The 12,417-nt window shown below is 68.4% G+C and carries 11 protein-coding genes; 7 read left to right on the top strand and 4 right to left on the bottom strand.

From position 1 onward, the window contains the following. The first annotated feature begins 6 nt into the window (after positions 1 to 6). The 5 genes from ACPPVW_RS14935 to ACPPVW_RS14915 all read left to right on the top strand — a co-directional run bounded on the left by ACPPVW_RS14935 (position 7) and on the right by ACPPVW_RS14915 (position 5,339). On the top strand, positions 7 to 1,335 hold the full coding sequence (locus ACPPVW_RS14935) for an MFS transporter (RefSeq protein ID WP_426623875.1): 1,329 nt from the start codon (positions 7 to 9) through the stop codon (positions 1,333 to 1,335). A 144-nt stretch (positions 1,336 to 1,479) separates the two neighbouring features. Beyond that, entirely contained in the window at positions 1,480 to 4,089 is a 2,610-nt protein-coding gene (gene valS / locus ACPPVW_RS14930) for a valine--tRNA ligase (RefSeq protein WP_426623874.1), read from the top strand. Further along, the gene (locus ACPPVW_RS14925; protein WP_426623873.1) at positions 4,086 to 4,532 is read left to right on the top strand and encodes a GNAT family N-acetyltransferase; all 447 of its coding nucleotides are present in this window, start codon (positions 4,086 to 4,088) and stop codon (positions 4,530 to 4,532) included. Before valS ends, ACPPVW_RS14925 begins: the two co-directional genes overlap by 4 nt. Positions 4,533 to 4,602: 70 nt before the next feature. Continuing rightward, positions 4,603 to 5,073 carry an N-acetyltransferase family protein gene (locus tag ACPPVW_RS14920; protein ID WP_426623872.1) on the top strand — a complete coding sequence of 157 codons (471 nt, stop codon included), beginning with the start codon at positions 4,603 to 4,605 and terminating at the stop codon, positions 5,071 to 5,073. Beyond that, a complete protein-coding gene (locus ACPPVW_RS14915) occupies positions 5,073 to 5,339 on the top strand; it encodes a hypothetical protein (protein ID WP_426623871.1) in 267 nt (88 codons plus the stop codon). The genes ACPPVW_RS14920 and ACPPVW_RS14915 overlap by 1 nt, the downstream gene beginning before the upstream one ends. A 21-nt stretch (positions 5,340 to 5,360) precedes the next feature. Here the strand turns inward: ACPPVW_RS14915 and ACPPVW_RS14910 are convergent, their stop codons facing one another. The 3 genes from ACPPVW_RS14910 to ACPPVW_RS14900 are packed head-to-tail and all read right to left on the bottom strand — an operon-like array spanning position 5,361 to position 7,467. Then, on the bottom strand, positions 5,361 to 5,546 hold the full coding sequence (locus tag ACPPVW_RS14910) for a hypothetical protein (RefSeq protein ID WP_426623870.1): 186 nt from the start codon (positions 5,544 to 5,546) through the stop codon (positions 5,361 to 5,363). Next, the gene (locus tag ACPPVW_RS14905; RefSeq protein ID WP_426623869.1) at positions 5,543 to 6,850 is read right to left on the bottom strand and encodes an MFS transporter; all 1,308 of its coding nucleotides are present in this window, start codon (positions 6,848 to 6,850) and stop codon (positions 5,543 to 5,545) included. The genes ACPPVW_RS14910 and ACPPVW_RS14905 overlap by 4 nt, the downstream gene beginning before the upstream one ends. Next, on the bottom strand, positions 6,847 to 7,467 hold the full coding sequence (locus tag ACPPVW_RS14900; RefSeq protein ID WP_426623868.1) for a helix-turn-helix domain-containing protein: 621 nt from the start codon (positions 7,465 to 7,467) through the stop codon (positions 6,847 to 6,849). Before ACPPVW_RS14900 ends, ACPPVW_RS14905 begins: the two co-directional genes overlap by 4 nt. A 120-nt stretch (positions 7,468 to 7,587) precedes the next feature. Here ACPPVW_RS14900 and ACPPVW_RS14895 point away from each other — a divergent pair, with 120 nt between their 5' ends. Next, the gene (locus ACPPVW_RS14895; protein WP_426623867.1) at positions 7,588 to 9,627 is read left to right on the top strand and encodes a M3 family metallopeptidase; all 2,040 of its coding nucleotides are present in this window, start codon (positions 7,588 to 7,590) and stop codon (positions 9,625 to 9,627) included. A gap of 81 nt (positions 9,628 to 9,708) precedes the next feature. Next, positions 9,709 to 11,016: an ion channel protein gene (locus ACPPVW_RS14890; RefSeq protein ID WP_426623866.1), complete on the top strand. Its 1,308-nt coding sequence runs from the start codon at positions 9,709 to 9,711 to the stop codon at positions 11,014 to 11,016. Here ACPPVW_RS14890 and clpX read toward each other — a convergent pair. After that, on the bottom strand, positions 10,973 to 12,247 hold the full coding sequence (gene clpX, locus ACPPVW_RS14885; protein ID WP_426623865.1) for an ATP-dependent Clp protease ATP-binding subunit ClpX: 1,275 nt from the start codon (positions 12,245 to 12,247) through the stop codon (positions 10,973 to 10,975). The genes ACPPVW_RS14890 and clpX overlap by 44 nt on opposite strands. Positions 12,248 to 12,417 lie beyond the last annotated feature (170 nt).

The raw sequence follows: 12,417 nt of genomic DNA, 5'->3' as shown, positions 1-12,417 counted from the left end.
ACACCCGTGACCTCCACCCCCACGCTCGCCGCCAGCGAGACCGACCGCCCCGGGATCACACCGGGCACGGCTCGCCGCGTCGCCATCGCGTCGTTCGTCGGAACCTCCCTCGAATCGTACGACTTCTACCTCTACGCGTATTTCGCCGCCTTCTTCGTCGGTCCGCTCTTCTTCACGCCGCTCGGCGCGTTCGGCGGGGTGCTCGCGGGGTTCCTCGCGATCGCTGCCGGGTTCGTCATCCGTCCGGTCGGCGCCGTGGTCTTCGGCCACCTGGGCGACCGCATCGGGCGGCGTCCCGTCCTGCTCATGACGATCCTGCTGATGGGCATCAGCACCGGACTCGTCGGCGTGCTGCCGACGTACGCGGCCGCCGGATGGTTCGGCGGTGTCGCCCTCGTGCTCCTCCGACTCGTGCAGGGTCTCTCCCTCGGCGGCGAGTGGGGAGGCTCGATCCTGCTCGCGACCGAGTACGCCAACCCGAAGCGCCGTGGCTTCTACGCTGCGCTCCCCCAGCTCGGCTCGCCGGTCGGGTCCATCCTGAGTGCGGTGGTCTTCATCGTGCTCACGCTCACGATGTCGCAGGCCGACATCGCCGCGTGGGGATGGCGCATCCCGTTCCTGACGGCGTTCCCGCTGCTCCTCGTATCGCTGTACCTGCGCTGGTCGATCGACGAGACGCCCGTCTTCCGCAAGCTCGTCGAGACCGGCCGCCGCGACCGCTTCCCGGTCATCGACGTGTTCACCAAGGCCCCGACGGCCTTCGTCATCGCGATCGGCGCCGCGGTGCTGGGCATCGGCTCGTACTCGCTGATGAACACCTACATGGTCGACTACGGCACCGCCGTGCTCGGGTTCAAGTTCCAGGACCTCCTGGTCGCCACGACGATCGGCGGCCTGCTGCAGCTGGTCACCATCCCGCTGTTCGGGCTGTGGGCCACGAAGATCGGCTCGGCGCGCGTGGTCGCGATCGGCGCGATCGGCACTCTGGTGGTCGCCTTCCCGATGTACTTCCTGCTGCAGTCGGCGTCGTTCGGCGTGCTCGTCGGCAGCATGCTCATCGGCGGCATCCTCCCGACGCTCTCGTGGGCGGGCCTCGGCGGCCTGATGTCCGACCTGTTCCCGAGCCCGATCCGCTACAGCGCGCTCTCGGTGGCGTACAGCGTCGCGGCGCTGCTCACCTCGTTCGTGCCCGCGCTCACGCTGGTGTTCGGGCAGGCCGTCGGCAACGCCTGGTGGCACCCGGGCATCGTGCTGGCGATCATGTCGATCATCACCCTGGTCGCAGCGCGGGCGGCCGCCCGGCGCCGGCCGATCCTCGACGACGCGGAGTCCTGATCCGCGGGTGCGCGTTGTCGTCGCTTTCGGCTGCGCACAGCGACGACGACGTACCCCGCTGCAGTGCTCCGGTACCCTTGGAGGCAGCCCCACACACTCAGGCACCCCGTTGACACGGTGCCGCACATATGGAATCGGAGAGCCATGACCGCCGCGAACCCCGTGCCCGACAAGCCCGCACTCGAAGGTCTGGAGGCCGTATGGGGCGACCGGTGGCAGCAGGACGGCACCTTCGTCTTCGACCGCGACGGGGCCATCGCCGCCGGCCGCGACGCGATCTACTCGATCGACACCCCGCCGCCCACGGCCTCCGGCTCGCTCCACATCGGTCACGTGTTCAGCTACACGCACACCGACATCGTCGCCCGCTTCCAGCGCATGCGCGGAAAGCGCGTCTTCTACCCGATGGGCTGGGACGACAACGGCCTCCCGACCGAGCGCCGCGTGCAGAACTACTACGGCGTGCGCTGCGACCCGTCGCTGCCCTACGAGCCCGACTTCGTGCCGCCGTTCGAGGGCGGCGACAACAAGAGCAGCAAGGCGGCCGATCAGAAGCCGATCTCGCGCCGCAACTTCATCGAGCTCTGCGAGCGGCTGACGGTCGAGGACGAGAAGCAGTTCGAGGCGCTGTGGCGCACACTCGGGCTCTCCGTCGACTGGTCGCAGACCTACCGCACCATCGGCCGTGAGGCCCTGCACACATCGCAGCTCGCCTTCCTGCGCAACGTCGCCAGGGGCGAGGCGTACCAGGCGCTCGCGCCTACCTTGTGGGACATCACCTTCCGTACGGCTGTCGCCCAGGCCGAGCTGGAGGACCGCGAGCAGCCGAGCGCCTACCACCGCGTGGGCTTCCGCGGCGCCGACGGTCCTATCTACGTCGAGACCACCCGGCCGGAGCTGCTGCCCGCTTGCGTCGCCCTGGTGGCGCACCCGGATGACGAGCGCTACCAGCCGCTGTTCGGCACCACCGTGCGCACCCCGCTGTTCGACGTGGAGGTGCCCGTGGTCGCCCACCACCTGGCCCAGCCCGACAAGGGAACCGGCATCGCCATGATCTGCACCTTCGGCGACATCACCGACGTCACCTGGTGGCGCGAGCTCGACCTCCCGAACCGTTCGATCATCGGCTTCGACGGCCGGATCCTCCCCGAGCCGCCGGCGGCCATCGAGAGCGACGCCGGCCGCGAGGCGTACGCGCAGCTCTCCGGTAAGACCGTGTTCTCGGCGAAGCAGGCCGTGGTGGAGCTGCTGCGCGCCTCCGGCGACCTCGTCGGCGAGCCGAAGCCGATCCAGCACCCGGTGAAGTTCTTCGAGAAGGGCGACAAGCCGCTCGAGATCGTCTCCACCCGCCAGTGGTACGTCAAGAACGGCGCCCGCGACGAGCAGCTCCGCGAGCGACTCATCGAGCTCGGCCGCAGTATCGACTGGCACCCCGACTTCATGCGCGTGCGCTATGAGAACTGGGTCAACGGCCTCACCGGCGACTGGCTGATCTCCCGCCAGCGCTTCTTCGGCGTGCCGCTCCCGGTGTGGTATCCGCTCGACGCCGACGGCGACCCCGTCTTCGACCAGCCCATCCTGCCGTCGGAGGAGAACCTCCCCGTCGACCCGTCGTCCGATCCGGCGCCCGGGTTCGCGGAGGCGCAGCGCGGCCAGGCGGGCGGCTTCGTCGGCGAGCACGACGTGATGGACACCTGGATGACCTCCTCGCTCACCCCGCAGCTCGCAGGTGGCTGGGTGGACGACCCGGAGCTCTTCCGGACGGTCGCTCCGTTCGACCTACGCCCGCAGGGCCAGGACATCATCCGCACCTGGCTGTTCTCGACCCTCCTGCGCTCGCAGCTCGAGGACGGCGTCGCGCCGTGGACGAACGCCGCCCTCTCCGGCTTCATCGTCGACCCCGACCGCAAGAAGATGTCGAAGTCGAAGGGCAACGTCGTCACCCCGGCCGACATCCTCGAGCGCCACGGCTCCGACGCGGTGCGCTACTGGGCGGCGTCGTCCCGTCTCGGCACCGACGCCTCCTTCGACCCGCAGAACCCGACCCAGATCAAGATCGGCCGACGCCTGGCGATCAAGCTGCTCAACGCCGCGAAGTTCATCCACGGCTTCGACGCGCCCGCCTCGCTCGACCTGGCCCTGGTGACCGCTCCACTCGACCGCAGCATGCTGCAGCAGCTCTCGGCCGTCGTGGCCGACGCCACCGCCGCCCTAGACGGCTACGACCACGCGCGGGCCCTCGAGGTCGCCGAGACGTTCTTCTGGACCTTCTGCGACGACTACCTCGAGCTCGTGAAGGAGCGCGCGTACGGCGAGTCGGACGCCGGGCAGGTCTCGGCCGTCGTCGCCCTCCGCGTGGCTCTGTCGGCGTTCCTGCGCCTGTTCGCGCCCGTGCTGCCGTTCGCCTCCGAGGAGGCCTGGAGCTGGTCGGAGGCTGGATCGGTGCATCTGGCCGCTTGGCCGCACCCCGACGAGGTCTCCGCGGATTGGCCGGTGACGCACAGCGTCCTGACTGTGGTGGGCCGCGCCCTGACCGCGATCCGCGGGGCCAAGACGGCAGCGAAGGCCTCCCAGCGAACCCCCGTCGACTCCGCCGTCATCAGCGGACCGGCCGACGAGATCGCGGCCATCGAGTCCGCCTCCGCCGACCTCGCGTCGGTGGGCAGAATCGCCGAACTGCGTTTCGCATCCGCCGAAGAGCTCTCGGTGACCGATATCCTCCTTGCGCAGGTGCCCAGCGAGGAGGAACGATGACGGCTGACGTCCGGCGCGTGGAGGACAACGAGTTCTTCACCTGGCTCGACCTCTACACGGGGTACGGCGATTTCTACGAGAGTCCCATCACAGACGAGAAGGCGCTTCTGGTCTGGAGCTGGATCACCGATCCCGACAGCGGCCTGGAAGCGTACTTCGCCGTCGACGAGGAGGGCACTCCCATCGGGATGGCCCACGTGCGCGAATTCGCCCGTCCGCTCGACGGCAGCAAGGGCTTCTACCTCGACGACCTGTTCGTCGTGCCGGACGCGCGCGGCGACGGCGCGGGCACGGCGCTCCTCGAAGAGCTCCGCGAACTCGCGAAAGAACGCGGCCTCTCGGTCGTCCGGTGGATCACCGCGAAGGACAACCAGGAGGCCCGCCGGCTCTATGATCGCGTGGCTGAGAGGACGAAGTGGGTCACCTACGACCTCGTCCCCTGAACGGGTCCGCGATATGGTCGATACATGTCCCGTGCTCCAGGCCGGGCAGGGAAGCCGAACGGAGGGACTGATGTCGATCGAAGTTCGACCGGTCAAGGATGGCGACTTCTTCGCCTGGCTCGATCTCTACGCGAAGTACGCCGAGTTCTACGACACCGAGCTGACCGACCAGAAAGCGCTCGTGCTCTGGTCGTGGCTCACGGACACCGAGCACGAGGAGCAGGGCTACGTCGCTGTCGATGGCGACCGCATCGTCGGGCTGGCCCACGTGCGCGAGTTCGCACGCCCTCTGGAGGGCGACCGCGGGCTCTTCCTCGACGATCTCTACGTTCTGGAGGACGAGCGCGGCAAGGGTGTAGGCCACCAGCTGATCGCCGCGGTCCGGGCGCTCGCCGAGCAGCGCAGGCTCGGCGTCGTCCAGTGGATCACCGCGATCGACAATTCCGATGCCCAGCGCGTGTACGACGAGGTCGCCAGCAAGACCGGCTGGGTCACCTACGAGATCGACCTCGTCGCTGCCCAGAGCGCGGAGACGGCCTGATGCAGCTCGGCACCCGCTGGGGCATCGGTGAGACGCCCCCCGCGACCCTCCCGGAAGTGGTGACCTACGCGGTCTCCACGGTAGAAGATGAGCTGACCGCCACTGACGTCGAGACCGACGGCTGGCGCTGGACGCTGACCTGGCTGGAGGGCAAGCCCGTCGTCGAGCTCGACGACGGCACGGTGATCCGCTACAACGAAGCGGAGGACTCGGCGACGATCACCCAGGTGGTCGAGACCGAGCCCTCCGACTACGACGAGGTGTAGCCTCCGCCTCCCGCGCCGCGTTCAGCGCGGAAGCTGCGGGAGCACGCGAGCCGCGCGATCACGGTGATGCTCAGCGGCGGACACGAGTTCAGCGTGACGGTTCTGTCGTTTGGGCTGTCGCATCCCCCACGCGGTGAGGGCGCGACCGAGCCGGAGTGCTGCGCGGTGGCTGAAGGGCCGGGGCACAGGCATGGTGATGGCGGTCATGATGCGGTTCCTTCCGAGATGGTCTGGTCGTGGTTCTGGTCATCCGGCGATGGTGAGGCGGAGGCCTGCGCGTGCCCGTAGCGGCCGGCGCTGAGCAGGAGGCGCGTGGCGATCAGCGCGAGCACGACGACGATCGCGCCGCCGATGGCGAACGGCAGCCGCAGGTCGATGCGGGCGACGAAGCCGCCCAGCACCGTGGCGATCGGCGTGAGCCCCCAGCCGATCGTGCGGACGATACCCATCGCCCGGCCGAGCATTGCGCCCGGGATGATCGCCTGCCGCAACGCGCCCCACGGCACGTTCCAGACGGCGACTCCGAACGCGCCGATGGCGTAGGCGAGGACCCCCGCCACAACGTTGCCGGTGAGTCCGACGCCCACGATGCCGAGCCCGCTGATGAGCATCGACACGTACATCACCTGGCCCCGGCCGAAGCGGGCGACGAATCCGCTGGAGAGCAGCGCTCCGATCAGCGCTCCGACACCGACCGCGGCCGTGACGACGCCGACCAGGGAGGCGGGCAGCGCGTAGGTCTGCAGGAGCAGGAGCACGACGCTTCCCTGCGCGAACGACAGCGCTGAGGCCGTGATGGAGGTGAGGATGATCATCTTCCGCAGGAACCGGTCGTCCCACAGGAAGCGGACGACCGCTTTCATGCCCGGTCGCGGCGCGGCCTCCTCGTCGCCGTGCTGGGCGCCGACCAGGTGCGCACGAGCGGCTGCGACCGGGATGGTCAGCACGAGCAGGGCCGAGATGAGGAACCCGCTTCCGGTGAGCCACATCGGAAGCGCGATCGCGGCGGCGAACAGGAAACCGGCGATCGGGGTCGCGATGAAGTTCTGCACGACGATCTCCGCCGACTGCATGCGGCCGTTCGCACGGTCGAGCTGGCCGCGGGTCACCAGGCTCGGCACAACGGTCGTGGTAGCGTTGTCGAACACGGTCTCCCCGAGCCCGAACAGCAGCACGCAGCCGTAGAGGCTCCAGATCGTGAGGCTGTCGGTGGCGATGAGCAGGGCGACCAGCGCGGCGACGGCGAAACGGAGGCCGTTGGCCACCGCCATCGCGACGCGCCGATCGACGCGGTCGAGCAGCATCCCGCCGGGGATGCCGAACAGCAGCCACGGCAGGAAGGTGACGGCGGTCAGCCCGGCGATCAGAGCCGGGTCGCGGGTCAGCGTGGTTGCGATCAGCGGAACGGCCGTGCGGCCGATGCCGTCGGCGAGGTTGCTCGCGATCGCGGCCGACCAGAGCCGGCCGAACCCGCCGCCGAGGCTGGTGCGCGTCGGCGTGGCACTGTTCATCGGTGCTCCTGCTCGACGAGCGGGAAGGCGTTGAACTGAACCTGGATGCGCTTGCGATCGCCGGTCGGCTCGGCCTTCCACTTCTCTTTGAGGCGGTTCATCAGCTTGTAGTACTCGGTGGCCAGCTCGGTGAGCTGCTCACGTGACGCCTCGAGGTGGGAGGTGGACAGCGCCGCGGCCTCCACCCACTCCATGCCGAAGGTGTCGAGCCCGCGGCGCAGGAACGCGCCCAGGCGTCGTTCGTTGTTCTGCTGCCAGTTGAGCGAGATCTGCTCGGTGATCTCCCGACCGGCTGGCGTCTCGAGCGTCTCGGGGCCGCCGATCGTCACCCCGCCCGCGGCCATGCGCCACCAACGCTCACGGCCGCTCCCGCGTTCGGCGTCTTCGACGACGATCGCGTGCTTGGCGAGCTGACGGAGGTGGTAGCTCGTGGACCCGCTCGACTCCCCCAGCCGCTCCGCCAGCATCGACGCTGTCGCCGGGCCGAAGTCGGAGAGCTCGTTCATGATCTCGACACGCAGGGGGTGCGCCAGCGCCCGGAGGGCCGGCATGCCGATCGATTCGAAGTGCGGCTCGTAGTCGTCAGCCGCTGCGGGGGTGGTCTCGTCGGAGGACATGCGACCAGAATAGCTATGCAAAGGGTTCTTTGCAACTAAACCTTTGCAATCGGAGTTTTGCAATTAACTCTTTGCAAGCAAGTCTGTGGGATCGCATCCGCGCGCATTTAGGCTGGTCCAATGGCAGATACCCCGAATCCGTTCCTCTCCCCCAGCGCGCTCCCGTATCAGCTCCCTCCGTTCGCGGAGATCCGCGACGAGCACTATCGCCCCGCGTTCGACCACGGATTCGCCGAGCAGCTCGCCGAGATCGAGGCGATCACGGCCGGCACCGAGCCGCCGACGTTCGAGAACACGATGATCCCCCTCGAGCGCTCGGGCCAGACGCTGCAGCGTGTCGCGGAGGTCTTCTTCAACAAGAGCTCGTCCGACAGCACCGACTTCACCAACGCACTGGAGGAGGAGATCGCTCCCCTGCTGTCCGCGCACCAGGACGCCATCCGGCTCGACCCGGCGCTCTACCGTCGAATCCAGGACCTCCACGAGCGCCGCGCCTCCCTCGGGCTGGACGCGGAGGGCAGCTACCTGATCGAGCGCTACTACACGGAGTTCACGCTCGCGGGTGCCGGGCTCGACGACGAGCAGAAGGAGCTGCTGCGCGACTACAATCAGCGACTGTCGACGCTGACGACGCGATTCGAGAAGAACCTCCTCGCGGACACCAATGAGCTTGCCGTGGTCTTCGACTCGGCGGAGGAGCTCGACGGCCTCGGCGAAGGCGAGCTCTCCGCAGCGGCCGAGGCGGCCCGCGACCGCGGACTCGACGGCTCGTACGTCGTCGCCCTCGTGCTGCCCACCGGGCACCCCTGGCTGGCGAATCTCACCAACCGGCAGTCCCGTGAACGGATCATGGTCGCCTCGCGGTCCCGCGGAATCCACGGCGGCGAGCACGACAACCGCGAGCTCGTCCTCGAGATCACCCGGCTGCGCGCTCAGCGCGCCCGCCTCCTCGGTTTCGACACCCACGCCGCGTTCGTGACCGCCGACGAGACGGCGAAGACGCCACAGGCTGTTGCCGATATGCTCGGGCGGCTCGCACCGCCCGCCGCCCGCAACGCTCGTGCAGAGGAGGCCGACCTCCAGAAGCTGCTCGGCGACGGCGAGACTGTGCAGAGCTGGGACTGGGCCGCGCTCACCGGAACCGTTCGCCAGGAGAAGTTCGACGTCGACTTCGCCGCGATGCGACCATACTTCGAGGCGGAGCGCGTGCTGCACGACGGCGTCTTCTACGCCGCGACCCAGCTGTACGGCATCACGTTCGAGGAGCGTCCGGACCTGGTCGCGTACCACCCCGAAGCGCGGGTCTTCGAGGTGCGCGACGAGGACGGCACCGGAGTCGGGCTCTACATCCTCGACCTGTACACGCGGGACTCCAAGCGGGGCGGGGCGTGGATGAACCCGCTCATCTCGCAGTCGGCGCTGCTCGACTACCCCACGGTCGTCGTCAACAACCTCAACGTCCCCAAGCCGGCCTCCGGCGAGCCCACGCTCTTGACCTACGACGAGACCAACACGCTCTTCCACGAGTTCGGGCACGCCCTCCACGGTCTCTTCGCGCGCGTGACGTACCCGAAGTTCGCCGGTACCAACGTGTTCCGCGACTTCGTCGAGTTCCCGAGCCAGGTGAACGAGATGTGGATGCTGTGGCCGGAGATCGTCGCCAACTACGCTGTGCACCACCAGACCGGCGAGCGGATGCCGCAGGACCTCATCGACCGGCTGCACTCGTCGGAGTCGTTCAATGAGGGCTTCGCCACCAGTGAGTACCTGGCCGCGGCACTGCTCGACCAGGCCTGGCACGCCCTCACGGCCGACGACGACGTGACCGACGTCGCAGCGTTCGAGGCCGCGGCCCTCGCAGCTGTCGGCCTCGACAACCCTGCCGTGCCGCCGCGATACGCGAGCACCTACTTCGCGCACACGTTCTCCGGAGGCTACGACGCGGGGTACTACTCCTACATCTGGAGCGAGGTGCTCGACGCCGACACCGTGGAGTGGTTCAAGGAGAACGGCGGACTGACGCGTGAGAACGGCGACCGGTTCCGCCGGCGGCTGCTCGGGGTCGGCGGTTCGAAGGACCCGCTGGAGGCGTACCGCGACTTCCGTGGTCGCGACGCCGTGATCGAGCCGCTGCTCAAGCGTCGCGGACTCGACGGCTGAGACACGTCCTAGCCCCCTTCCCGCGCAGAGCTCTAGCCTGAGCGCAACGCGGTCTGAGCGCGACGCGGGAAGGGGTGCAGCATGACGTCGACTGAGCCGGAACCGGAACTCGCCGTGCCCTCGGTGCGCTCGCTCCTGCTGCTGTCGATTCCGGCCGTCCTGATCGGCGTCATCAGCGCCCTCACGCTCTGGGTCGTCGACGAGGTGGCCGGCGTCATCGACGACGGCGTGTGGAAGACGCTGCCCGCCGCGCTCGGCGTCGACCCGTCGTCCGGCTGGTGGATCGTCCTGATCCTCACCGTCACCGGTTTCGCGGTCGGACTGACGGTGTGGCTCGTCCCCGGGCACGCCGGGCCGGACTCCGCGACCACGGACCTGGTCGCCGCCCCCTTGCGGATCGGTATCGTCCCGTCGCTTGCGCTCGCGGCCGTACTCGGACTCGCCGGCGGCGTCAGCCTCGGACCGGAGAACCCGATCATCGCGATCAACGTGAGCATCCTCGTCACGCTGGTGGGGCGGATCTGGAAAGCGGTGCCGTCCCGGCTCGTCATGCTGATGGCGGCCTCCGGAACCATCGGTGCGCTGTTCGGGACGCCGGTGGCGGCCGCGCTCGTCTTCACCGGCATCGTCGCAGCGGTCAGGGGAGGCGGCGCACTCTGGGACAAGCTCTTCCTCCCGCTCGTGTCGGCCGCCGCGGGCTCACTGACCATGACCCTGCTCGCGCACCCGCACCTGGCCATTCCGATGCCTGCCTACACCCAGGTGACCGGCTGGGATGTTCTCGCAGCACTCATCATCGGCGCCGTCGCCACCGCGCTGGGGCTGCTCGGAGCCGTGCTCTTCCCGCTGGTCCACCGCGCGTTCCACGCCCTGCGCCATCCGCTCCTGATCACCCTGGCCGGCGGCATCGTCCTCGGACTCGTGGGCGCCATCGGCGGCCCGATCACGCTGTTCAAGGGGCTCGAGCAGATGGGCACGCTCGTCGTGAACCGGGCCGACTACTCCACTGCGCAGCTCGTGCTGATCGTCGTCGTGAAACTGGTCGCCCTTCTCGTCGCCGCCAGCGCGGGCTTCCGCGGCGGACGCGTCTTCCCTGCGGTCTTCATCGGCGCGGCGCTCGGGACGCTCGCCGTCGCGATCGTCCCGGTGGTCCCGCTTCCGGTCGCCGTCGCTGCGGCAGTCATGGGGATCACTCTCGCCGTGACCCGCGATGGCTGGATCGCGATCTTCATCGGCGTAGCGGTGACGCAGAACCTGCTGGTGCTGCCGATCCTGTCGCTGGCCATCCTGCCGGCGTGGCTGATGGTGACGAAGGCGCCGGAGTTCCTGATCACCCCGAAGGCGATTACGCCGACTTCTCCTCGCGCCGCGGACGGTGCGGGACGATAGTCGGCGCCGCGTTCTCGAGCACGGCCTCCCTGGTGACGACGACGCGCGCGACCTCGGAGCTCGACGGCACCTCGAACATGATCGGCCCGAGCACCTCCTCCATGATCGCGCGGAGGCCACGGGCGCCGGTCTTGCGCAGCACGGCGAGGTCGGCGATCGCCTCCAGGGCCGAGTCCTCGAACTCGAGCTGCACGCCGTCGAGTTCGAACATGCGCTGGTACTGGCGGACGAGCGCGTTCTTCGGCACGGTGAGGATCTGCATCAAAGCGTCCTGGTCGAGCGGCGTGACCGTCGCGACGACGGGGAGACGCCCGATGAACTCGGGGATGAGCCCGAACTTGTGCAGGTCTTCTGGCAGCACCTCGCTGAAGAGGTTGATGTCGTCGCCCTTGGAGTGCAGCGGGGCGCCGAAACCGATGCCCTTCTTGCCCGCGCGCGACGAGATGATGTCTTCGAGCCCCGCGAACGCGCCGGCCACGATGAACAGCACGTTCGTCGTGTCGATCTGGATGAACTCCTGGTGCGGGTGCTTACGGCCGCCCTGCGGTGGTACGGAGGCGACCGTGCCCTCCAGGATCTTGAGGAGCGCCTGCTGGACGCCCTCGCCGGACACGTCGCGCGTGATCGACGGGTTCTCGGCCTTGCGGGCGATCTTGTCGACCTCGTCGATGTAGATGATGCCGGTCTCGGCGCGCTTGACGTCGTAGTCGGCCGCTTGAATGAGCTTGAGGAGGATGTTCTCGACGTCTTCGCCGACGTAGCCGGCCTCCGTTAGCGCGGTGGCGTCGGCGACGGCGAACGGCACGTTGAGCCGGCGCGCGAGCGTCTGGGCCAGATACGTCTTGCCGCAGCCGGTCGGGCCGATCAGCAGGATGTTCGACTTGGCGATCTCGACGTCGTCGATGACGTCGGCCGACGTGAGCGTCTGCTTGGCCCGCACCCGCTTGTAGTGGTTGTAGACGGCGACAGCCAGCGCGCGCTTGGCCTGCTCCTGGCCGATGACGTACTCCTCCAGGAAGCCGAAGATCTCCTTCGGCTTCGGGAGGTCGAAGTCGCCAGAGGCCTCCTCGCCCGCTTCGGCGAGACGCTCCTCGATGATCTCGTTGCACAGCTCGACGCACTCGTCGCAGATGTACACGCCAGGACCGGCGATCAGCTGCTGCACCTGCTTCTGGCTCTTGCCACAGAAGGAACACTTGAGCAGATCGGCGCTCTCCCCGATGCGTGCCATCCGTCTCCCCCTCCTTCTTCAAGTCTCTTGGTCGAGCCTAACCCGTGACGACGACAATGGCGCGCACCAGTGCGTATTCGACACGCTGTGCCCGCCATTATGCCGACAGCAGACGATGGAGAGTGACTCGTGCCCAGTCCGGAACCCCGGCATCCCGCCCTCCGGCAGCA

The organism is Leifsonia sp. McL0607, from assembly GCF_049993355.1.
GTDB lineage: Bacteria > Actinomycetota > Actinomycetes > Actinomycetales > Microbacteriaceae > Leifsonia.
Note: the sequence above shows the minus strand (reverse complement) of the source record. Positions and strands in the feature narration are given on the sequence as shown.